This is a genomic window from Aeromonas sp. QDB63 (genome assembly GCF_027707425.1).
Classification (GTDB): Bacteria; Pseudomonadota; Gammaproteobacteria; order Enterobacterales; family Aeromonadaceae; genus Aeromonas; species Aeromonas caviae.
The window spans coordinates 207,503-227,765 of the sequence record NZ_JAPCIS010000003.1 but is presented as its reverse complement, the minus strand read 5'-3'; the positions used below and the strand labels follow the sequence as shown (position 1 = coordinate 227,765).

At 61.5% G+C, this 20,263-nt stretch carries 23 protein-coding genes; 13 read left to right on the top strand and 10 right to left on the bottom strand.

All coding sequences use genetic code 11. The annotated features are described in order from the left end of the window. Positions 1-19 precede the first annotated feature (19 nt). A complete protein-coding gene (locus tag PG879_RS03885; RefSeq protein ID WP_039039817.1) occupies positions 20-400 on the bottom strand; it encodes a hypothetical protein in 381 nt (126 codons plus the stop codon). 163 nt (positions 401-563) lie between these two features. Between PG879_RS03885 and PG879_RS03880 the strand changes: the two genes are divergently transcribed. From PG879_RS03880 to pspG, 4 genes are all read left to right on the top strand, one after another. After that, on the top strand, positions 564-1,292 hold the full coding sequence (locus tag PG879_RS03880) for a 1-acylglycerol-3-phosphate O-acyltransferase (protein WP_039039739.1): 729 nt from the start codon (positions 564-566) through the stop codon (positions 1,290-1,292). 206 nt (positions 1,293-1,498) lie between these two features. Continuing rightward, positions 1,499-2,161 (top strand): phage shock protein PspA, encoded by a 663-nt coding sequence (gene pspA / locus PG879_RS03875; protein ID WP_010672795.1) that lies wholly within the window; start codon positions 1,499-1,501, stop codon positions 2,159-2,161. Positions 2,162-2,163: 2 nt separating this feature from the next. Beyond that, entirely contained in the window at positions 2,164-2,370 is a 207-nt protein-coding gene (locus PG879_RS03870; protein ID WP_010672796.1) for a PspC domain-containing protein, read from the top strand. 47 nt (positions 2,371-2,417) lie between these two features. Next, a complete protein-coding gene (pspG, locus tag PG879_RS03865) occupies positions 2,418-2,636 on the top strand; it encodes an envelope stress response protein PspG (RefSeq protein ID WP_010672797.1) in 219 nt (72 codons plus the stop codon). A 50-nt stretch (positions 2,637-2,686) separates the two neighbouring features. Here the strand turns inward: pspG and PG879_RS03860 are convergent, their stop codons facing one another. After that, positions 2,687-3,022 carry a GIY-YIG nuclease family protein gene (locus PG879_RS03860; RefSeq protein ID WP_270829785.1) on the bottom strand — a complete coding sequence of 112 codons (336 nt, stop codon included), beginning with the start codon at positions 3,020-3,022 and terminating at the stop codon, positions 2,687-2,689. After that, positions 3,019-3,912 (bottom strand): EamA family transporter RarD, encoded by an 894-nt coding sequence (gene rarD / locus PG879_RS03855; RefSeq protein WP_270829784.1) that lies wholly within the window; start codon positions 3,910-3,912, stop codon positions 3,019-3,021. Before rarD ends, PG879_RS03860 begins: the two co-directional genes overlap by 4 nt. Positions 3,913-4,014: 102 nt before the next feature. On the opposite strand from rarD, the gene PG879_RS03850 reads away from it, so the two are divergent. After that, complete coding sequence (locus PG879_RS03850; protein WP_010672800.1) at positions 4,015-4,605, top strand: uracil-DNA glycosylase family protein; 591 nt, start codon at positions 4,015-4,017, stop codon at positions 4,603-4,605. Here the strand turns inward: PG879_RS03850 and PG879_RS03845 are convergent. Continuing rightward, on the bottom strand, positions 4,602-5,453 hold the full coding sequence (locus PG879_RS03845; RefSeq protein ID WP_104455200.1) for a DMT family transporter: 852 nt from the start codon (positions 5,451-5,453) through the stop codon (positions 4,602-4,604). The two genes, PG879_RS03850 and PG879_RS03845, sit on opposite strands and share 4 nt — an antisense overlap. Before the next feature lie 91 nt (positions 5,454-5,544). On the opposite strand from PG879_RS03845, the gene PG879_RS03840 reads away from it, so the two are divergent. Continuing rightward, entirely contained in the window at positions 5,545-6,462 is a 918-nt protein-coding gene (locus tag PG879_RS03840; protein ID WP_042014956.1) for a LysR substrate-binding domain-containing protein, read from the top strand. Positions 6,463-6,567: 105 nt separating this feature from the next. On the opposite strand, the gene znuB is transcribed toward PG879_RS03840, so the two are convergent. After that, on the bottom strand, positions 6,568-7,347 hold the full coding sequence (gene znuB, locus PG879_RS03835; RefSeq protein WP_270829783.1) for a zinc ABC transporter permease subunit ZnuB: 780 nt from the start codon (positions 7,345-7,347) through the stop codon (positions 6,568-6,570). Positions 7,348-7,356: 9 nt separating this feature from the next. Continuing rightward, a complete protein-coding gene (znuC, locus tag PG879_RS03830; protein WP_270829782.1) occupies positions 7,357-8,121 on the bottom strand; it encodes a zinc ABC transporter ATP-binding protein ZnuC in 765 nt (254 codons plus the stop codon). Between the two features lie 94 nt (positions 8,122-8,215). Between znuC and znuA the strand changes: the two genes are divergently transcribed. Together znuA and PG879_RS03820 are read left to right on the top strand one after the other, a co-directional pair. Continuing rightward, complete coding sequence (gene znuA / locus PG879_RS03825; RefSeq protein ID WP_010672805.1) at positions 8,216-9,154, top strand: zinc ABC transporter substrate-binding protein ZnuA; 939 nt, start codon at positions 8,216-8,218, stop codon at positions 9,152-9,154. Positions 9,155-9,230: 76 nt separating this feature from the next. Next, on the top strand, positions 9,231-9,905 hold the full coding sequence (locus PG879_RS03820; RefSeq protein ID WP_042878306.1) for a transglutaminase-like cysteine peptidase: 675 nt from the start codon (positions 9,231-9,233) through the stop codon (positions 9,903-9,905). On the opposite strand, the gene PG879_RS03815 is transcribed toward PG879_RS03820, so the two are convergent. Together PG879_RS03815 and PG879_RS03810 are read right to left on the bottom strand one after the other, a co-directional pair. Next, the gene (locus PG879_RS03815) at positions 9,900-10,841 is read right to left on the bottom strand and encodes a TAXI family TRAP transporter solute-binding subunit (RefSeq protein WP_270829781.1); all 942 of its coding nucleotides are present in this window, start codon (positions 10,839-10,841) and stop codon (positions 9,900-9,902) included. The two genes, PG879_RS03820 and PG879_RS03815, sit on opposite strands and share 6 nt — an antisense overlap. Next, positions 10,838-12,139 carry a LapD/MoxY N-terminal periplasmic domain-containing protein gene (locus PG879_RS03810; RefSeq protein WP_270829779.1) on the bottom strand — a complete coding sequence of 434 codons (1,302 nt, stop codon included), beginning with the start codon at positions 12,137-12,139 and terminating at the stop codon, positions 10,838-10,840. Before PG879_RS03810 ends, PG879_RS03815 begins: the two co-directional genes overlap by 4 nt. Positions 12,140-12,409: 270 nt before the next feature. Here PG879_RS03810 and mepM point away from each other — a divergent pair, with 270 nt between their 5' ends. After that, a complete protein-coding gene (gene mepM / locus PG879_RS03805; RefSeq protein ID WP_010672809.1) occupies positions 12,410-13,747 on the top strand; it encodes a murein DD-endopeptidase MepM in 1,338 nt (445 codons plus the stop codon). A gap of 63 nt (positions 13,748-13,810) precedes the next feature. Here the strand turns inward: mepM and PG879_RS03800 are convergent, their stop codons facing one another. Continuing rightward, positions 13,811-14,755 carry a D-2-hydroxyacid dehydrogenase gene (locus PG879_RS03800; RefSeq protein ID WP_039039728.1) on the bottom strand — a complete coding sequence of 315 codons (945 nt, stop codon included), beginning with the start codon at positions 14,753-14,755 and terminating at the stop codon, positions 13,811-13,813. A gap of 161 nt (positions 14,756-14,916) precedes the next feature. Between PG879_RS03800 and PG879_RS03795 the strand changes: the two genes are divergently transcribed. The 3 genes from PG879_RS03795 (at position 14,917) to PG879_RS03785 (ending at position 17,905) form a co-directional block, all read left to right on the top strand. Continuing rightward, positions 14,917-15,498 carry a YjaG family protein gene (locus tag PG879_RS03795; protein WP_042864483.1) on the top strand — a complete coding sequence of 194 codons (582 nt, stop codon included), beginning with the start codon at positions 14,917-14,919 and terminating at the stop codon, positions 15,496-15,498. 226 nt (positions 15,499-15,724) lie between these two features. Beyond that, positions 15,725-17,068: a potassium channel family protein gene (locus PG879_RS03790; protein ID WP_270829778.1), complete on the top strand. Its 1,344-nt coding sequence runs from the start codon at positions 15,725-15,727 to the stop codon at positions 17,066-17,068. A 237-nt stretch (positions 17,069-17,305) separates the two neighbouring features. Then, positions 17,306-17,905, top strand: coding sequence for a Yip1 family protein (locus PG879_RS03785; RefSeq protein ID WP_270829777.1), 600 nt, complete (start codon positions 17,306-17,308; stop codon positions 17,903-17,905). A gap of 111 nt (positions 17,906-18,016) precedes the next feature. Here the strand turns inward: PG879_RS03785 and PG879_RS03780 are convergent, their stop codons facing one another. Continuing rightward, positions 18,017-18,349 carry a hypothetical protein gene (locus PG879_RS03780; RefSeq protein WP_270829776.1) on the bottom strand — a complete coding sequence of 111 codons (333 nt, stop codon included), beginning with the start codon at positions 18,347-18,349 and terminating at the stop codon, positions 18,017-18,019. Positions 18,350-18,732: 383 nt separating this feature from the next. Here PG879_RS03780 and PG879_RS03775 point away from each other — a divergent pair, with 383 nt between their 5' ends. After that, complete coding sequence (locus PG879_RS03775; RefSeq protein ID WP_039039726.1) at positions 18,733-20,226, top strand: histidine-type phosphatase; 1,494 nt, start codon at positions 18,733-18,735, stop codon at positions 20,224-20,226. Positions 20,227-20,263: the final 37 nt, after the last annotated feature.

The window sequence follows — 20,263 nt, the reverse complement described above, 5'->3', positions numbered from 1 at the left end:
TGAAAAAGCGCGGCTGAACTCATTCCCGCCAGACGCAGAGGGTGAGGTGCAGTCGCCGCTCTGGCGGCGAGACATTGATGGGGGGAGGCAGTGCCGGCGCGCGCCGTGACAGGGGCACCAGCAGGGCAATCACGAAGGCGATGGCGAAGAAGAGTTGCTCCACGCACAGCAGACTGGCGGCGCTCAGCCACTTGCCGTTGAGCTGGCAGCTGTTGGGCTGCACACTGGCGGGCGTGCCCTTGTCGGCCTGGTCGTCGGCTGAGGCGAACTGGGGCAGGGTCTGGCAACTCACGGCGTGATCGAGCAGGGCGAGGCGGGCCAGCGGCTGGGCCGCGCAATTGAGCACCAGCAGGCAGACCAGCAGCAGGAGTCGTGTCGCCGCGCGTTGTTGCAAAATCATGCTCGCCCCGTTCATCAAGATGGCCACATCCTAGCGGGCAATGGCGGGTGGGGCAAGCCGGGGTGACCGGTGACGTCCGGGGCTGGTCGGTTCTGTCTGGCGAACGCTTGTTCGCTAAAAGGGGGACCAGTATACTGCGCCGAGTCAAATTCCGAGGTGTTCGATGCTCAAACTTGCCCGTGTGCTGCTGCTGGCACTGCTGCTCGTCTTCTGGTTCCTGTTCGGCCTGTTGCTTTGTCTGGTGCGCCCGCGCCACCCGAACAACGTCTATGTCTTCGCCCGCATGTATCATGCGGTCTGCCCGCTGATCGGCCTCAAGGTCCGGGTGACGGTGGCCGACGAGGTCAAATCGGTGGGACCTGCGGTCTACGTCTGCAATCACCAGAGCAACTACGACATCTTCACCGTGACCGGCGCCGTGCAGCCCGGCGTGGTGGCGGTGGGCAAGAAGAGCCTGCTGTGGCTCCCCTTCTTCGGTCTCATCTTCTGGCTCTCCGGCAACGTGCTGATCGACCGCTCCAACCGCTCCCGCGCCATCGGCACCATCGGCCAGGTGGTGGATCGCATCAAGCATCGCGGCACCTCCATCTGGATGTTCCCGGAGGGGACCCGCTCCCAGGGGCGTGGTCTGCTGCCGTTCAAGGCGGGGGCCTTCCACACTGCCGTCCAGGCCGAGGTGCCCGTGGTGCCCATCGTCTGCTCCAGCTACTTCGGTCAGGTCGATCTCAACCGCTGGGACAACGGCGAGGTGCTGCTGGAGGTGATGGCCCCGGTGTGCAGCAAGGAGCACGGCGCCGCTGGCATTCGCGAGCTCTCCGACACCTGCCGGGAGAAGATGGAAGCCAAGCTGGCGGAGCTGGATGGCAAGCTCGGCCATCGACCGGCGGCCTGAGCCCGGTTGCAGAGAAGAGAGGGAGCCGCTGGCTCCCTTTTTTATTGGTGAAAATCACCATCTTGTTGGTTTTTTTCACCACGTTGTATCCGGTGAACATCCATCGTTAACTTTCATCTAATTGTAAATAAAGGCAAAAACATTCTGGCACGGCTCTTGTAATGTCATGGGAAGAGAGTGACACCCCATCAACAAGGAGCCAGACCATGAGCGTATTCAGCCGCCTGACCGACGTGATCAATGCCAACCTGCACAGCCTGCTCGACAAGAGCGAAGAGCCGGAGAAGATGCTGCGCCTGATGATCGAGGAGATGGAGCAGGTCCAGGTCGAGATGAGAACCCAGGCCGCCCGCGTCATCGCCGAACAGAAACAGCTGGAGCGCCATCAGCAGGCGCTGCGCAACCAGATCCAGGAGTGGGCAGCCAAGGCCGAACTCGCCATCCAGAAGGGCCGCGAAGATCTGGCCCGTGCCGCCCTCACCGAGAAGCTGGCGGAGATGAAGCAGTGCGAGCGGCTGGAAGAGGACAAGGCGCGGGTGGCCGAAGTGCTGGCCCAGCTCACCGCCGACAGCGAGCGACTGGCGGCCAAGCTGACCGAGGCGCGGGAGAAGCAGAAGATGCTGACCCTGCGCGAGCAGACCGCCCACAGCCGCATCCGCGCCCGTGCCCAGGTGGACAACCAGCGCATGCACGAGCTGGTGGCCCGCTTCGACGGCTTCCAGAACCGGGTCGATCAGCTGGAGGCCCAGCTGGAGGCGGCGACCCTGGGGCAGAATCCGTCCCTCGAGGCCCAGTTCCGCGAGCTGGAGCTGAACGACGAGATTGAGCGGGAACTGGCCCGGCTCAAGGGTCAGAAGGTGGAGGCATAACCATGACACCCTGGCCCAAGGATCTCGCCCATCGCAAGCTGACCGGGGTCTGCGCCGGTCTTGCCAGAGGGCTGGGGGTGTCCAGAGTGACGGTGCGGGTGGTGGCCCTGCTCGCCCTGATCCTGATGCCGCCGCTGGCCCTGGCGCTCTATCTGGTGGGGGTGCTCGTCATGCCTCCCCGCCGTGAACTTCAACGCTGGCTGGGGTGATCTCCGGATCGCCCCGTCGGCAAGTGCAAGCCCGTGAGGAGCACAACATGCTGGAATTTATCGTCTTGATCCTGGTGCTGATCGGCATGGCGCTGACCGGATTCACCGTGCTGGCCATGCTGCTGGTGAGCGGGGTCTTCGTGCTGTTTGGCGCCTTGGCCGGCATGTTTGCCCTCATCATCAAGCTGGCGCCCTGGTTGCTGGTGGTGCTGGTGGTGTGCTGGCTCCTCAGCAACAGGCGCAAGCAGTCGAACACCTACCGTTAAGCCTCCCTGATTTCGCATCCTTCCTTGGCCACTGCTTGCAGTGGCCCTTTTTATGGGGGCGACACAGGGTCGGTGTGCGGGGTGGCAAGCCAGGAAAGGCTCCAGCCGTGCCACAACGCCGGCTCGTGCACCAGGCGCTCCTTGAACGCCTTGCTCTGCTGCTTGAGGCGGTACTCGAGGCGCAGCGCCTCGCGTTTGCCGGGGACCTCCTGCTGCCATACCAGGGAGAGGGGGCCCTTGCCGCGCAGGGCTCTGGCCCCCTTGCCGCTCTGGTGCTGACGCAGTCGCCGCTCGGGATCCGTGCTGATCCCCACATAGAGTGCCCCGGTGCCGGTGCGCACCAGATAGACAAACCAGCGGGAGGGAGTGGGGGTGGCGAGGGTCACGAGGTGCGCCACCTGGCCCGCTGGTGCCCAAGCCGGTGCAGGGGCAGCAGGCTCACCAGCAGGCCGGCCCAGACGAAGGCAAAGCCCACGGATTTCACCGGATCCGGGATCTCGCCAAACCAGAAGAGGGCGAGCAGGAAGGCGAGGCTCGGCTCTATGTATTGCAACAGCCCCACCGTGCTCATGGGCGTGCGCGCCACCGCATAGCAGAACAGCCCCACCGGCAGCAGGGTGGCGGGGGCACTGCCCATCAGCAGCAGGCGCTCGGTCCAGTCACCGGCCATAAACTGGCTGGTGCCCTGCAAGGTCAGCCAGCCGATGATCAGCAGGGCGACGGGCAACTGCACCAGGGACTCCAGATAGAGGCTGGTACCGGCGTCCAGTCTCACCTTCTTCTTGATGAGGCCGTAGAGGGCGAAGTTGGCCCCCATCACGAGGGAGAACCAGGGCAGCTGGCCGTAGGAGAAGAGCATGTAGGCGAGCCCCGCCAGGGCGAGCGCCACCGCCAGGTGTTTTTGCGGGGTGAGCTTCTCTTTGAGGAAGAGCACCGCAAAGGCGATGTTGAACAGCGGGGTCATGAAGAAGGCGAGGCTGGTGGCCAGCACCTGGCCCGTGGTCAGGCACCAGGTGAACATGCACCAGCTGATGGACATCACGGGGCCCGCCAGCAGCACGAGGCCGAGCTGCCGGGGATCGCCGCGCAGGGCCCCCCAGGGTACCCGCTGGCCGAGGAGCAGAAGCAGGCCTCCCAGCAGCACCACGGACCAGAGCACCCGGTGGGAGAGCAGTTCCCACATGTTGATCTCGGGCATGAACTGGTAATAGAGGGGCAGCATGCCCCACAGCACGAATGAGAGGGCTGCGCTGCCGGTGCCCATCCAGTTCTTCATCTCTCTCCGTTTATTAAACTAAACAATGGCGGCTGCATGATAAGTATCCGCCGCTCCTTTCACAAGCGGGAGCGGGGAGAAAACTCTGGTACTATCGGGCCCATGAACCGACTCGATCCCCTGTTTGAACAGATCCGGGCCTGCCGCCTGTGCGAGGCCCACCTGCCGCTCGGCCCAAGGCCGGTGATCCGCGGCAACGAGCGCGCCCGTCTGCTCATCATCGGCCAGGCCCCCGGCACCCGGGTACACGCCAGCGGCATCCCCTGGGACGATCCCTCCGGCGATCGGCTGCGCTTGTGGCTCGGGGTGGACAAGGCCACCTTTTACGATGAATCCCGCATCGCCATCATGCCCATGGGGCTCTGTTACCCGGGCAGGGGCAAGTCGGGGGATCTGCCGCCGCGCCCGGAATGTGCCCCCACCTGGCACGACAAGGTACTGATGCTGCTGCCCAACATCGAGTTGACCCTGCTCATCGGCCAGTATGCGCAGGCTTACTACCTGAGGGCGGCGGCGAAAGGATCGCTCACCGAGACGGTGCGACACTGGGCGGACTATGGCCCGGCCTGGTTGCCGCTGCCGCACCCGTCCCCGCGCAACACCCTCTGGCTCAGGAAGAACCCCTGGTTCGAGCAGGCGGTGATCCCCCATCTGCAGCAGAGGGTCGCCCCCCTGCTTGACCCGGCAGGCTAGAGCGCCGGCTCGGCCTGGGGCTTGCTGCGGGCCATGGCGACCAGCGGCAGTATGATGCACAGGCACCCCAGCAGCAGCGGCAGCCCTGGCTGTTCGTCAAACAGCCAGACCCCGATGGCGACCGCCATCAGCAGCCCGGTGTACTCCGCCGAGGCGATCTTGCTCGCCTCCGCCTTGCGATAGGCCATCACGCACAGCCCCGCGTAGACCATGATGAGCGCCGAGGAGCCGAAGGCGGGCCACCACATCTGCCATTGCCACTCGCCCCCTTCCCACCAGGCCAGCGCCAGGATGAAGGGCATGCTCAGCACATTGGTGAAAAACAGGGTCTGGGCGATGGGCTGCTGGAGCGGGATGCGCTTGATCAGCAGGTTGTTGACCGCCAGGGAGAGCGCCACCCCGAGCGCCGCCAGGGCGGCCCAGTTTACCTCGGTCGGGCGCAGCACGATGAGCACCCCGACGAAGCCGAGCAGCGCCGTCAGCACCTTCTGGCGCGAGAGTGCCTCCCCCGCCAGCCAGACCGCGAGCGGCACCATCAGCAGCGGGGCGGCATAGAAGAGGGCGTTGGCGGTGGCGAGCGGCAGCCGGGTGAGGGCGACCACCATCAGGCAGACGCCGACGGCCCAGATGTGGGCCCGCAGCAGGTGCCACTTGAGGGCTACCGGCGGGTTGCGCCGCCAGGACCAGAGCAGCCAGGGGGCGAGCAGCAGGGCCGCGGAGAGCTGGCGGAAAAAGACAAACTGGAAAATGGGCTGGTCCGGCTCCAGCACCTTGACCAGGGCATCGGAGAAGACCGCCACCATGTTGCCGAGCACCAGATAGAGGATGCCTATCCCGACTGCATTCATACCACCTCCAGATTCAGATGAGGGGAGGGTAGCCCACGGCCTGTTATCCAGTAAAATGATAAAAAATCATCACGCATGAGAAATTTGGATAATGAAGCTGCCCCCCCTGCGCGCCGTTCAATATTTCGAGGTGGTTGCCCGCCTGCTGAGTTTTTCCCGCGCCGCCCTGGAGCTCAATGTCAGCCAGAGTGCGGTCAGTCACCAGATCCGTCTGCTGGAGGATTTTCTGGGGGAGCGGCTGCTGCTGCGCCAGGGGCGGCTGCTCTCCCTGACGCCCCAGGGGGAGATCTATTTCGAGGGGATCGCCGCCGGGCTAGTCCAGATTGCCCAGAGCAGCGAGCAGTTGCGCGGCGGCGGCGAGATGCGGGTGCGGCTCGCGGTCTACAGCTCCTTTGCGGTGAAGTGGCTGATCCCGCGCCTGGCCGGGCTGCGCCAGCTCTATCCCGAGCTGGATCTCAGCCTGGAGATGGTGGCGGAAGATCCCGAGCTTTCCGACAGGGTGGCGGACGGTTTCATCACCGTCTCCCCCGAAGGGCCGGGCTACATGCACGATCTGCTCTATCGGGAGCGGCTGATGCCGGTGTGCAGTCGCCGGATGTGGCAGCAGGTGGAAGGGGAGTGGCCCGCCACCCTGTGGCAGTTGCCGCTGCTCTCCATCCAGGCTATCTACCGCGAGAAGGGGGAAGATTGGCGGCGCTGGGCCGAAATGGGGGGGCTGACCATTCCCCCCGAGGCGAGGGTGCACCATTTCAGCCATATCCTGCTCGCGCTGGAGGCGGCGAACTGGGACCAGGGAATGGCGCTCATCAACGACTATATGTTGCAGCCGGAGGATCCGCGTCTGGTGCGGCTGCCCCTGCACGCCCTCGAGACCGGCGACAACTTCTATTTCGTCTTCAAGCGCTCGCGCGCCCATGAACCCGCCATCAGCCGGTTGCGTCAGTGGCTGTGGCAGGAGTCGCAGGCGAGCCTGAGACCCGGGGAAAACGAGCCTCTCAGGCGTGTCTGAACGGGCTGGGTGCCCTATGCAGAATGGATGGCGCAGCCCACGACGCAGGAGTCTGCTTCGGGGGGGCCTGATGGCACTGGCGAGACCAGGGCCATCAGGAGCGGGTCAGGTGCGCTTGAACTGGCTCAGTACAAAGAGGGTGGTGGCGCAGACTACGACCGAGGGACCGGCCGGGGTGTCCTGATACCAGGAGAGGGCAAGGCCCCCCAGCACGGCGAGACAGCCTGTCAGGGCGGCAAAGCCGGCCATCTGCTCCGGGGTCTGGCTGAAGCGGCGGGCGGTGGCGGCGGGAATGATCAGCAAGGAGGTGATGATGAGCGCCCCGACGAACTTCATGGCCACGGCGATGACCAGGCCTATCAGCAACATCAGCACGCAGCGCAGCACATCCACCCGCACCCCTTCCACCCGGGCTAGCTCTTCCGAGATGGTCATGGAGAGCAGGGGATCCCAGAGCCGCCACAGGGTGAGCAGCACCAGGGCGCCGCCGCCGTAGATCCAGAGCAGGTCCATGGGCTGCACCGAGAGCAGGTCGCCAAACAGGTAGGCCATCAGATCCACCCGCACGTTGTCCATGAAGCTCAGGGTGACCAGACCCAGCGACAGGGCGCTGTGGGCCAGAATGCCGAGCAGGGTGTCGGTGGCCACCTGCTGGTTGCGGCTCATGATCACCAGCAGCATCGCCATGGCGAGGCAGCAGACCACGACCGCCAGGGTGAGGTCCACCTGCAGCAGGATGCCGAGGGCGATGCCGAAGAGGCAGGCATGGGAGAGGGTGTCGCCAAAATAGGCCATCTTGCGCCACACCACGAAGCTGCCAAGCGGCCCGGCCAGCAGGGAGATGCCGAGTCCGGCCGCGAGGGCGTATAACAGAAAGCTGTCCACGTGAAGATCCTAGTTGTTGCGAGAGGGCAGGCGGATGACGGGAGCCTGCGGTTCATGATGATGGTGTTCGCCATCGCAGTGGTGATGGTGGGTATAGACCGCCAGCACCTCCCGCTCCGGTCGCCCGAACAGGCGGGCAAATTCCGGGTGACGGGCCACGCTCTGTGGCTCGCCGTGGCAGCAGACGTGGCGATTGAGGCAGATCACCTCGTGAGTGCTGGCCATCACCAGGTGCAGATCGTGGGAGACCATCAGCACGGCGCAGTGGAACTCGGCGGCCAGCTGGCTGATGAGGGCATAGAGCTCGATCTGGCCCGTGATATCTACCCCTTGCACCGGTTCGTCCAGCACCAGTAGCTCGGGCTTGACCAGCAGGGCGCGGGCCAGCAGTACCCGCTGCATCTCGCCACCGGAGAGCTTTTGCATCCGGTTGTCCAGCAGATCCTGGGCACCGACCCGATTGAGCGCCTCCTCGATGGAGAGGCGGCTGTTCTTGCCAAGTTGCAGGAAGCGGCGCACCGTCAGGGGGAGGGTGGGGTCCAGATAGAGGCGCTGGGGTACATAGCCGACCCGCAGATCGCGGCGGCGGACGATGTCCCCCGAATCTGGGCGGAGCAAACCCAGCACCAGCTTGCTCAGGGTGCTCTTGCCCGCCCCGTTGGGGCCGACCAGGGTGGTGATTTTGCCTTTGTTCAGGGTAAAGGAGACCTTGTCGAGCACGAGTCGTCCGTCAAATGAGAGACAGACCTTTTTCAGCTCCACCAGTTGGGTCATGACAGCTCCGGGGTTTACAGCCTGTGAGAGTTATAATATAACAGCGACGTTGGTTTGTTATATTATCACACACATACTCCCTGACGAGACCTCTATGCGAATTCTTGCTCTGATCACTGCCCTGATGGCGGTGAGTCTGCCTGTCCGTGCCCTCGAGGTGCTGACCACCATCAAACCCCTGGGCTTCATCGCGGCGGCGATCACCGATGGCGTGAGCGAGCCCGGGGTGCTGCTGCCCACTGGCGCGTCGCCCCACGATTTTTCCCTGCGCCCTTCCGATATTCGCAGCATCAACGAGGCCGATCTGGTGGTGTGGGTCGGTCCGGAGCTGGAAGGCTTCATGGCCAAACCCCTTGCCCGGCATCCTCATGTATTGACCCTGACCCAGGTTCCCGGCATGTCGCTGTACAACTATGCGACCCAGGGGGAGCATGACGATCATCACCATGATGACAAGGATCATGACCATGCCGCCCATGACCACGGCTCGCACGACGAGGGCCATGAAGGGCACCACCACGAAGGGGTGGATCCCCACATCTGGCTGGGTCCAACCCAGGCCAAGGTGATTGCCAAGGCGATTGCAACCGAACTGGGCAAGCTGGACCCTGCCAACCAGGCGCGCTATGCCGCCAATCTCGCGGCCTTCGAGGGCAAGGTGAACGCCCTGGACAAGGTGATCGCCGTGCAGATGGAGGCGGTGGATCAGAAGGGCTACTTCGTGTTCCACGAAGCCTATGGATACTGGGAGCGTCACTACGGCATGAGCTCCAAGGGACACTTCACCGTGAGTCCGGAGCGTCGCCCGGGAGCCAAGACGCTGATTGATATCCGCAAGGCGCTGGAAGAGAAAAAGGCGAGCTGCATCTACGCCGAGCCGCAGTTCTCCCCGGCGGTGATCGAGTCGGTTGCCCGCAATACCGGGGCCAAGGTGCTGCTGCTGGACGAAGTCGGCGAGCAGGTGCCGCTCGGTCCGGACGGTTATCCGCAATTCATGCAGCAATTGGCGGACGCCTTCGCCCAGTGCCGCTAGGCCTTGCCCGACATTGACGATAGAGGCGGCGCGGCCAACTATACTGACCTCCAGCATCTGATATGGAGTGTCAGTCATGAAATGGTTGCTCGTCTCTGTCTGCACGCTGACCCTGCTGGGATCCGGCATACAGGCATCCGGTCTTTCCGAACACATCGCCAGCCCGGAACTCAGGGCAAAAATGCAGGCGGTCTATGGCGCCAGAGCGATCCAGCGGTCCGAGGCCTTCTCTCGTCTGCTGACGCCAAGGGCCGGAACGACGGACCAGCAGAAGCTGGAGCTGGTGAATAACTACTTCAACAACCTGACCTACAGCGAGGATCCCAGACTGTGGGGGGATGATGATTATTGGGCCAATCCGCTGGAGTTCATCGGGGCGAGAGGAGGGGATTGCGAGGACTACAGCATCGCCAAGTACTACACCCTGATGGAGCTGGGGGTCGACGAGAAGAAGCTGCGGCTGGCCTATGTGAAGGCAATTCGTTACAACCAGTTCCACATGGTGACGTTGTACTTCCCGACCATCAAGTCAGATCCCCTGGTGCTGGACAACATCAATGGCCGCATCCTGCCGGGGAGCAAGCGCAATGATCTGCAGCCGGTTTACAGTTTCGATGCCAAAAGCATCTGGATCATGAAATCTCGTCGCGAGGGAACCCTGGCGGGGAGCGCCGATCGCCTGGCCCAGTGGACCTCGATGCAGAGCCGCTTCTCCAGCGAGCATTTGCGCTCCCCCCGTCGCCAGCTATAACTTGTCCGCCGCCTTCAACTCCTCGAAATATTTTGCCGCGCCCGGATGCTGTTCGACACTCAGCACCGGGCCTATCTTGTTGCGCGCCTTGTGAAACAGGTTCGCATAGCCATAGGTCTGTTCGTTGAAACTGGTTTGCTGGCTCAGCATGGCCCGGGTAAGCCGATAGACCTCGTCATCCGGTGTGGCGGCATTGGTCACCAGGGTGGCGGCGATGGCGAAGGTCGGGGTTGCCTTGAGGTTGCCCGGGTAGATGCGTGCCGGCACCTGGCTGCGCTGATAATACCTGACCCCCTTGAGCAGCTGGTCCCTGACGGGCCCCTCGATCGCCAGGAAGCGCACGTCGCAGCGCTTGGCGGTGTCGAGCACGATACGGTTGGGATGACCCATGACGAGGCCATAGGCATCGATCTGTTTACTGCACAGTGCTTCGGAGAGATTGGCGACGCTCTTCAAATCAAGATCCTGCTCCTTTGCACCCAAAACATTGAACAGGGCCAATGCCGTTTGCCGAGTCCCTGAACTCTTCAGGCCCATGTCGATGGGGGCCAGCTTGAGCTGCTCCAGGGTGGTGATATCCCCATCGGCTCGCACCACTATGGTGAAAGGTTCGGCGTGGGTGGCAAAGAGAGCCCTCAGCTCGCGTTGTGGTTGGGCAACGAAAGGCCCCGTGCCCTGGCTGGCCTGATAGAGCCAGTCTGACTGGACGAGGGCATAGGGGACCTCTCCCGCTTTCAGCTGACGGAGATTCTCGATGGACCCGGAGCTGGCCTGCAGTTTGCAGGGCATCGTGGGGTCACTTTTTTTGGCCAGTCTGCAGAACTCCTTGATGACCTGGTAATAGATGCCTTGCTCCCCCCCGGTGCCTATGGTCATGGTGGTCGCGTACAGGGTCGGTTGCCACAGCAGGGCAAGCAGCAGCAGCGGGATCCTCATGATGCATTCTCCTGAGTGGCATAACCATCGATGCCCCAACTGCGCAGCATGTCCACATCGCTCACGTCGCCGGCTTCCGCCAGCAAGGTGTAGCCGGAAGCATGGAGGCATTGGGAGAGCAGGTTCCAATAAAGGGGGGACTGGGTGAGCTGGCAACTGATGAAGACGGGTCTGATGGGGTCGAGTCTGGCCAGATTGTCGTTGTTCATCGGGATGTTGCTGAACGCCAGCTCAATCCCCTGGGACTGGAGTGCAGTCAGTCGCTCCTCGGCCAGGGGGGGGAAGATAGCCAGATCCCAGCGCCAGTCCAGCGTCTTGCCACGAGCGCTGGCCAGCACGGGGGCAAACTGCGCCCAGTCTGGATGGCCGAGCAGGCTGAGAGGTAGCTGGAGCCCTTCCGCCTTCTGGGTCAGCCAGTCGTTGAGCAGCGCCCGAATTTCATCCGGCGAGCTGTCCGTGGTGGGGGGGTGCTTGGGTAACAGGCGGCTGTAGAGCCTGATACTCCCCTGAGTGGAGAAGAAATGCTGCTGATAGGTGTTGCCATCGGTGTCGACCAGACCAACGAGCTTCTGGTGGGTCGGGAGGGCGTCGTGCTTGCCAAGCTGGGTGATCTTCAGCCGTTGTTGCAGCAGGTCCCGTTTGCGTTCGGAGACCAGCTGGTTGATGGAGACGACGACTTCCTGCAATTCGCGAAGCCACGGGGTTGGCAGGTTGCCGCTGAACTGGCGTTTGCGGATCCGGGTCAGCTGCAGACTGATCTGTTCGAGGGGGCGTAGCAGGCGGCGGCACACCCAGGTGATCACCAGACTGAACACCAGCAGGCCGGCGAGCAGCGCAAGTCCGGTACGACTGATGGCGTTCCACAGATGCTGGTAGGCGTAACCCTTGTGTCCCTCGAGCGTGAGGGTACCGAGAATGCGCCAGCCGTCGGTCAACTCCTGCTCAATCTTGACCGGTGGCATGTCGATAACTGAGGGGAGCAAGCCTGGAATATTTTGCTGTGCGGTGTGGAACACCTTCTGGAACAGCACCTGGCCATCCGGATCCAGCAGGACGACGGAGTTGACGAAGCCTCCGTCGAACATGGCGTTCACTATGGTCTCGGCAAGGACCTTGTCATCGTTGAGCAAGGTACCCTGCAGCACCAGCCCCAGCGCGGTGATGGCGGTTTCAAGGTTGGCCGACATCTGGTCGAGAATAGACTGTCGTACCGTGGTGATCTCCAGCACGAGCAGCAGCGCGGCGCCGATGGTGAAGAGGATCAGAATGATTACATTTAACAATTTTGCCAATGACATACCCACTCCATGGAGATGTTTTTGCAACATTTTCTGGGCCGGAGAGCACCACAACCGGACTTGGTTCTTAAAAATAGAAAAAAATGGCTGAAAATGACGATCATTTCTGCCCATGCTGGAAGGTTATGCATAAAATGTGAGTTTCGTGCATGGAGCTATGAACTTTTTGTAAGTATTTAGGTCTAAAAGCCAGATATTCGGTTTTCATAATAAAAACTCATAAAAACAGACCCACAACCACCACCCTTAGATCTAATAACAGGATAGCGGATGAAACGTCTCCGTCCCTTGGTAGCTCAGGCTGCCAATTGGGAACCCCCGGTTCCCCGCAAGCATTTCTATGCCATGCTATTGCTCACGGCCATGACGCTGTCAGCAGTAGCCGTATTGCCAGCTCCCGGTGACATCCTGGAGCGGCCACTGCGTCTGGAGTTGCCGATCGCCACCACGGGCACCGCAACCAACGAAGACAACACCGACTTCAACGACATTCCGGATCACGAGCTGGTCGAGTCAGCTGCTCCCGAAGACGACATCCCGGCGGATGCCACGCCTCAATGGCAGGATTACCGGGTACGCAACGGCGAGAACCTGACCACCATCTTCAATAACCTGGGGCTGTCCACCACCACCCTCTACAAGGTGCTGGATGCGGATGCCAAGAACAACCTGGCGCGTCTCAAACCCGGTCAGACCATCGAGTTGCTGATCGATCAGGACAACATTCTGCAGCAGCTGAAGATCCGTCTGAACATCAAGCAGACCCTAGTGCTGGAGCGTACCGACGACACCTATAGCGCCAACATGCTCAATGAAGAGGTGGAGTGGCAGCAGAAGAGCTATGACGGTGTCATCAACGGCAGCTTCTACGTCAGCGCCCGCAATGCCGGGATCCCGGCCAACCACATCCAGAAGATTGCCAACCTGTTCCAGTGGCGCCTCAACTTCGCCAAGGATTTGAAAAAAGGTGACAAGTTCAAGGTGCTGGTCCGCCAGGAGACGGTCGAGGGCAAGAGTACGGGCAATACCCAGTTGCTGGGGGTCGAGGTGTTCAGCCAGGGCAAGGCCGTGTCAGCCTGGTTGTCGGAAGATGGCAACTATTATGACGGTCAGGCAAACAGCCTGGAGCGCGGCTTCCGCCGTTATCCGACTCACAGCCGTTACCGGGTCAGCTCCAGTTTCAACCCGAATCGCCGTCATCCCATTACCGGGCAGGTCCGGCCCCATGAGGGGACCGACTTTGCCCTGCCGGTAGGCACGCCCATCATGGCGACCGGTGACGGTGTGGTCCTCAAGGCAACCAGCCACCCGCTGGCAGGCACCTATGTCGTGATCAAGCACGGTCGTACCCTGATGACCCGTTACCTGCACCTGAGCAAGCTGCTGGTGAAACCCGGGCAGAAGGTGAAAATGGGCGACAAGATAGCCCTCTCCGGCAACACGGGCCGTTCCACCGGTGCTCACCTGCACTACGAAGTACGCATCAACAACCGGCCGGTGGATCCCATGAAGATCAAGCTGCCGATGGCGGAGCCGCTCTCCGGCAAGGACAAGCGTCAGTTCCTCGCCAAGGTGAAGAGCTACCGCAAAGAGATGGAGGCGGGCTGAACGGCGCCCTCCTGACGAAAAAGGCCCCGCCAACTGGCGGGGCCTTTTCATTGCAGAACGGCTTCAATAACCCTTGTCAAAGTCGATCCGGCCGTCCAGCTGCTGACCATCAATGAAGCGGATGTAGTTGCGGATGAAGATCTGGGCTACATCTTCCGGGAAGCTGTAGGCGCTGTTGTGGGGCGTCACGATGAGATTGGGCTGGTGCCAGAGTGGGCTGTCAGCGGGCAGGGGTTCCTGCTCGAACACATCTAGCACCGCCATGGCGGGTTTGCCGGCTTGCAGTGCCGCCAGCAGGTCCCCCTCATGGACGGCATTGCCCCTGCCGACGTTGAAGAAGATGGCGCCCGGTTTGCAGTGGCTGAAGCGTTCGGCGGTGAAGAGATGGCGTGTCTCTCGGGTGGCGGGCAGTACGCTGACGATGACATCGGCCTGGGCCAGCATCTTGTTGAGTGCCGGCAACTGGTACACCTGATCGAACCCGGCACGTTCACGGCCACTGTGGCTGATGCCGAGCACCCTCATGCCAAAATGTTTGCCGGTGTGGGCGATATGCTGCCCTATGCTACCGGTGCCGAGCAGCAGCAGCGTCTTTCCCTTCAAGCCCTGGTAGGGATGGCTCTGCCAGACGCCCTGTTGCTGCTGCTCGCGATAGAGTGGCAACTGGCGGGTCAGGCTGAGCAGATGGCCGAACACATACTCGCTCATCAAGGGGCCGAAGATGCCGCGGACATTGGTGAGCAGGTAGTCGCGGCGGCAACTGGCGTCCAGCAGCACATCGACCCCGGCATAAGTCGACTGGAGCCAGCTTAGCTTGCCGGCCTTGGCCAGCAGCGGCTTGGCCCGGGCAGGCTCGGCCATCAGGATATGAGCGTCACCGATAAGCTGTTCGGCCTCGGCCTGATTGTCGGCCCGAAGAATGTGCAGATGGGGAAGATGGGCCGCCTTGAGCAGGCGTTCATAGTGGCTGTTGTCCTGACTCAACAGCAGCAGGGTACGTTGGCTCATACTCTTGTTCCTTATCGTGTTTATGGCAAGGCGAGAGGGATGCTGTCTCCATCTTACCCCAGTTGATCGGGCAAGATAGTCGAGCAGGGCGCTTTTTCATTTTTAGACGGGGCCCTCGTGGGCTACAATCTGCCCCACATTTTGCAAAGGATCCGACTCCAGTGTTTGGTGACAAGTTTTATAAGCGACTGGCCGAGCTGCAGCCCTGGCAGCAAACCGTCTATACCCTGGCGCTGGCAGAGCGCATGTACCCCAACTATGTGCTCTTTACCCAGGCTTCCGGTTTCGGGGATGCGAGGGCATTCCGTCACGCGCTGGATCAGATGTGGAACTACCTGACGGTCAAGGGATCCCGCGTCAATCTTGGTGCCATTCTGGAAGCGTTTGAAGTCTACATTCCCGATCCCCGCAAGTTTGAATCCTACGGCGCCTATCCGGCACTGGACGCCTGCGTGGCGCTGGGTTGTGCCTACAACTCGGTGATCTGCCGGGTGGGGGAAGAGGCCAACGACGCCAGCCATGCGTCTGTCGGCACGGTCGCCGGCTTCATCGAGATGCTGGAAGAGCGGGATCTCAGCGATGAGGAGCTCTATGAGCACGAGTACATGGAGGCGGAGCTGGAGTTCCAGGTCGAACTGCTCAAGCGGGTGGCCCATGAACGGGACAGCGATCGTATCCTTGCCATCCGCGCCTTCGCGGCCCAGGACGGCGTCTCCAACATCGGCATCAGCCTGGAGGCGTAACGCCATCGCGTACTGCCCATAAAAAAAGCTCCCGGTCGGGAGCTTTTTTTATCTCTGAGCGTTCATTTTTTGGTGTGTGAGAAAGCATTTATGCATTTTTTTTCAAATGGTTAACTTTTTTTCTCCTGATTCTTAGGGGCCATTCGTTGCTGTTGTAAGCTCGCTTCTATTGGTTGCACTTGACAGAGAATCACCGACGAGAACATCTCCATTACTGAGGTCATCTATGAATGCAACAGAGCTTTGGCAGCTTTCCCCCGAGCAATTCAACGAGTGGCGGCGTGAGAACGATTATCCCCGTATCTGGGCGCTGCTGGTGGCGTCGCTGCCCCATTTCGACGACTGGATGGCGGAGCAGAAGATAGAAAAAAGCGTGATCTTCCAGATCGGCATCGCCCGCTTCATCAGCTCCCGCTGCGTGCTGAGCCTTTGTGTCTACATGAGCGACGACAAGGTCCGCCTGTATGAGAGCGCCTCGAGTGCACTGGAATCCCTGCGCAAGAGCGGCCTCATCCGCTCGGAGACCCGTTTCGAGCCTTACAGCATGTGGCTGGCGGGAAAACATGGCAATGACGAGGTGAAACGGGTGCAAAGCCTGCTCTCGGTCTCGGAGAACAACAAGGGGGAGGCCCAGGTGCTGGGCAAGCATCGTCTGCTCAACATCGGCGGTGTTACCCTCAAAAGCCCCATCATCTCCGGCCGGTTGCTCGATTTTACCTGTCTCGACGAGCTCTCTCTCGATGGGGCCGTCAACAACTCCAAGGTTTATCTGTGGCACTGCTCGGCCAAGGGGGTCAGGGTCAATGGCGGGGTGATCGGGCTCGATCTGTTCGACTCCCTGCTGTGGGACCACAGGGCCTGGGCCAAGAAGCGGGAGCTGGCGCTGGAGGACGGGGTCTTTCAGGACTTCACCATAGAGTGCGAGGAGATCCGCTTCCACTCCTCCCGGGCGGTGCTGAAAAACTTCAGCGTCAGCGCCAAGAACTTCGATGCCACCATGGAGCACACCAACCTGGACAAGGTGGAGGTGGTCTACAACCACAATGGGCGGATCGACCACAACGAGGCGAGCAAACTCTATCGCAATGCCAAGCGCCTCTTCTCCAGCGTGGGTGACACCGTCGACGCCGGCGAGTGTTACTACAAGGAGAAGCTGCACGAGATGAAGTCCCTGGCGAGCCCGCGGGAGCTGTTCCGGGAGCGCTGGTTGCGAAGCGGTCCGATGACGAAGTGCTGGCTCTCCCTGCTGTGCTATCTCAAGTGCGCGGGCAAGTTCATCAGCTTCATCACCTGGGGGTTTGGGGAGCGTCCCATCAGAAGCTTGCTGATGTCGATGGGGGTGATCCTGCTGGCGACCCTGACCTATTTCCTGGCGCCGGAGTCTGCAACCCACGGCCATCTGGGGCGCTCTCTCTATTTCAGCATCGTCACCTTCGTGACCCTGGGTTATGGGGACATCTCCCAGACCTCCTCGCCGCTGCAACTGCTGTCGGCCATCGAGGCCTTCTGCGGCATGTTCCTGACCGGTCTATTCCTCGCGGGTTTTGCCTCGAAAACCAAGCAGTATTGACGGGAGTGCCGGCGGCGGGTGCCATCAGTGCCCGCCTCCGGTGCCCTCCTGCTGTCTTCCCATCCCTCCCGGCTGTCCCGGCGACCTCGCTTGACGCAGCGGCGGTGGAGCGACTTTATTTAAAGTCATCGCATGCCATGGCAAGCGATGGCGCCACCAGCGCCCGGACATGACGCAATCAGAGGAGAAAGCCCGGTATCGATCCGCCAACCACCGATGTAGAGAAGGAATAACGCTATGATATTGAATCACTTATGGGGATTGTATGCCCATCCCCACACCGAATGGCATACCATAGACGAGCGGCACGACAGCTTCAGAAACAGTCTGACCCACATCCTGCTCGTGGCCCTTATCCCTCCCATCTGCGCCTACTATTCCGCCGTTCACATCGGCTGGAGCATCGGGGTCGGCGATCCCATCACCCTGACCGCCACCAGCGCATTCAAGCTGTCGGTCGCCATGTACGTGACCCTTATCATCGGCGTGCTGGCACTCTCCTATCTGGTGCACTGGATGGGGCATACCTTCGGCTCGGATCCCAGCTACACGACCTCGCTGGAGCTGGCGGCCTACACCTCCACGCCACTCTTCATGGTGGGCTTCTCCGCTTTCTTCCCGCATCTCTGGTTCGTGATGCTCATCGGTTTGGTCGGGCTGACCTATTCCGTCTACCTGCTCTATATCGGCGTGCCCATCTTGATGCACATCACCAAGGAGCAGGGATTCATCTACGCCAGCTCAGTGGTGACGGTCGGCCTGGTGCTGCTGGTCTGCGTGCTGGCTGCCACGGCCATCCTGTGGGGATCCGGCTTCGGTCCCGTCTTCACCCAGTAGCCGTGTATGCCGACGGCAACGACGACAAGGGCGCCTTGATGGCGCCCTTGTCGTTGCTCTCTCTGGTCGGCGTGTCTTTGCCAGACCCGGGAGGGAAGTCGTCTGCGTTGATCAGCGGGGATTGCCGCTGCCGATGCCGAACGGGATGCGGTAATCGCTGCTCTGATCGCCGAGGCTGACGGTCAGGTTGCCCTGGGCGCGGCTCGGGATCTGTACCTGCTGGGTACCCATCAGGTTGGCGTGGACGGAGGCCACCAGATCACCGGATTCATCGCGCACCTCCAGCATGGGGTTGGCTTTGCCGGCCATGGCGGCGCTGGCATGCCAGTTCACGAACAGCACACCCGGGGTGGCATTGAAGTCGGCGGGGATGGAAGCCTGGGCAACACCGGCGCTCATCAGGCCTGCCACGGCCAGCATCTTGATCACGTTTTTCATGTTCATTCACTCTCTTGGTTTTTATGTCATTGGCAAGGCCTGACAGGCCTGTATCAATGCATCCTTGCAAGAGGTCATTCAAATGGTGTGTTGTTTTGTCACGGATGTTTGTCACCCATGTGTATGGGGGACTGCCATGAACGACCAGTTGTTTTGCGGCTTGGCGCTCCTGCCTAAGCGATGTGTGAATATTAAGCGCCTCACCCGGTCATTGTTAGCGAGATAAACTGGCCTACACGTTCAAAAAATATGAATGATGTTTTGTGGGGAGGAAGCAGGCAGGTTGGAGGGGAGTCACCCTTCAGGAGAGAGGTGCATGTCCCAGACCTGACACGGGATTGTCACATCCGGTGCGTACTGTGCGACTTCATTTTCACACTGGTTCAAGGATGACTATGTTTCGCGTCTCTTCCCTTGCCGCCTGCGTGGCGGCCACCCTGCTGAGCGGCTGCCATTCGGGCAATGACTCCTCCTCGCCCGCCGTCGGCGACTATCAATACAGCACCAAGGCGGTCTATGCCGCCCGTCAGGCAATGAACAGCTATGAGGTTGCCCCTGAAGGCTTTAGTCCCGTCTTCACCGAACTGGTGGCACGCCATGGCTCCCGCTCGCTGTCCAGCCCCAAATACGATGTGCTGACCAAGCTGGTGTGGGAGGAGGCTGCGAGACAGGGGGCCTTGACCGAGCTGGGCCAACGGCTCGGCGCCAAGGTGGACGCCGTCACGGCCGCCAACCAGACCCTCGGCTATGGCCTGCTGAGTGCGCTCGGTAAGGAGGAGCACGCCAACCTGGCGACCCGGCTCGCCGAACGGCTGCCCACCCTGCTGACCACTGAATCGACTCCCCTCTGCCTCAAGGTCGAGACATCGGGCAAGGATCGCGCCAACGAAAGCGCCTACTTCTTCATGCAGAGCCTGGCCAAACGGGTCTCTCTGGTGACGGACAGCCCCGACTGTTACGTCAGCCAGGAGAACCCTTCCGAGATCGACAAGGGGCTGCGCAACAAGTTCGAGCTCTACTTCCACAAGACCGAGCCGCAGGGGGAGTACACCCGGTATCTGCCCACCTTCCAGGCCTATCAGGCCTTTGTCGGGGACGAAGAGAACGGGGTGGCTCCTGCTCCCGAACTGACCGAGGCCCTCGATGCGCTCAAGGCCCTGCCCAGGACCCGGGTGATGGCCCGCGAGATGCTCGAGCGTCTCTACAGCAAGGCCTTCGTCGACGAGCTGGCCGCCGGGGTGGATTATGTGGCGGTGAATCCGGAGGATGGTGGCAAGACCCATGTGCGCGACGAGGTGGACGCCGCCCTCATGCTCTACAACCTCTTCATCATCGGCCCGGGGATGATCCGGGAGGCGCAGGCACAAGGCGGATCCTGGGATCTCGAGCAGTTCATCACGCCAGAGGAGTCTGCCTGGTTCTCCTACCTCTCCGATGCCGAGGACTTCTACGAGAAGGGGCCGAGTCTTGCCAGCCAGAGCGCCACCTACGCCGTGGCCCAGCCCCTGCTTGACGGCCTCTTCAACGAGGTACAGACCCAGGTGGTGGAAGAGGCGGGTGAGCATGTCGCCAAGCTGCGCTTCGCCCATGCGGAGACCCTGATCCCGCTGGCGGCCCTGATGGAGCTGGAAGGGAGCCGCCAGAGCGCCCAGCTTGGCGTGCTGATGAGCCAGGAAAACAACGAATGGCGTGGCGGCTGGGTCTCTCCCTATGCGGCCAACATCCAGTGGGATGTCTACCGCAACGAGGCCGGCCGGGTGCTGGTGAAGATGCTTTACAACGAGAAGGAGCTCGCCTTCAAGGCAGGTTGCGCCCCCATTGCGGTGGGTAGCTTCTTCTATGACTTCGGCGAGCTCAAACGCTGTTACGACTACTCGTCCTGACGCGCTCGTGCCATCCCCGGGGCCGGTCATCGCCGGC

Bases quoted from the DNA above. Each gene is read 5' to 3' on its own strand.
- PG879_RS03885 (WP_039039817.1), bottom strand. From the start codon at position 400: ATGATTTTGCAACAACGCGCGGCGACACGACTCCTGCTGCTGGTCTGC.
- PG879_RS03880 (WP_039039739.1), top strand. From the start codon at position 564: ATGCTCAAACTTGCCCGTGTGCTGCTGCTGGCACTGCTGCTCGTCTTC.
- pspA (WP_010672795.1), top strand. From the start codon at position 1,499: ATGAGCGTATTCAGCCGCCTGACCGACGTGATCAATGCCAACCTGCAC.
- PG879_RS03870 (WP_010672796.1), top strand. From the start codon at position 2,164: ATGACACCCTGGCCCAAGGATCTCGCCCATCGCAAGCTGACCGGGGTC.
- pspG (WP_010672797.1), top strand. From the start codon at position 2,418: ATGCTGGAATTTATCGTCTTGATCCTGGTGCTGATCGGCATGGCGCTG.
- rarD (WP_270829784.1), bottom strand. From the start codon at position 3,912: ATGAAGAACTGGATGGGCACCGGCAGCGCAGCCCTCTCATTCGTGCTG.
- PG879_RS03850 (WP_010672800.1), top strand. From the start codon at position 4,015: ATGAACCGACTCGATCCCCTGTTTGAACAGATCCGGGCCTGCCGCCTG.
- PG879_RS03845 (WP_104455200.1), bottom strand. From the start codon at position 5,453: ATGAATGCAGTCGGGATAGGCATCCTCTATCTGGTGCTCGGCAACATG.
- PG879_RS03840 (WP_042014956.1), top strand. From the start codon at position 5,545: ATGAAGCTGCCCCCCCTGCGCGCCGTTCAATATTTCGAGGTGGTTGCC.
- znuC (WP_270829782.1), bottom strand. From the start codon at position 8,121: ATGACCCAACTGGTGGAGCTGAAAAAGGTCTGTCTCTCATTTGACGGA.
- znuA (WP_010672805.1), top strand. From the start codon at position 8,216: ATGCGAATTCTTGCTCTGATCACTGCCCTGATGGCGGTGAGTCTGCCT.
- PG879_RS03820 (WP_042878306.1), top strand. From the start codon at position 9,231: ATGAAATGGTTGCTCGTCTCTGTCTGCACGCTGACCCTGCTGGGATCC.
- PG879_RS03815 (WP_270829781.1), bottom strand. From the start codon at position 10,841: ATGAGGATCCCGCTGCTGCTGCTTGCCCTGCTGTGGCAACCGACCCTG.
- PG879_RS03810 (WP_270829779.1), bottom strand. From the start codon at position 12,139: ATGTCATTGGCAAAATTGTTAAATGTAATCATTCTGATCCTCTTCACC.
- mepM (WP_010672809.1), top strand. From the start codon at position 12,410: ATGAAACGTCTCCGTCCCTTGGTAGCTCAGGCTGCCAATTGGGAACCC.
- PG879_RS03800 (WP_039039728.1), bottom strand. From the start codon at position 14,755: ATGAGCCAACGTACCCTGCTGCTGTTGAGTCAGGACAACAGCCACTAT.
- PG879_RS03790 (WP_270829778.1), top strand. From the start codon at position 15,725: ATGAATGCAACAGAGCTTTGGCAGCTTTCCCCCGAGCAATTCAACGAG.
- PG879_RS03785 (WP_270829777.1), top strand. From the start codon at position 17,306: ATGATATTGAATCACTTATGGGGATTGTATGCCCATCCCCACACCGAA.
- PG879_RS03780 (WP_270829776.1), bottom strand. From the start codon at position 18,349: ATGAACATGAAAAACGTGATCAAGATGCTGGCCGTGGCAGGCCTGATG.
- PG879_RS03775 (WP_039039726.1), top strand. From the start codon at position 18,733: ATGACTATGTTTCGCGTCTCTTCCCTTGCCGCCTGCGTGGCGGCCACC.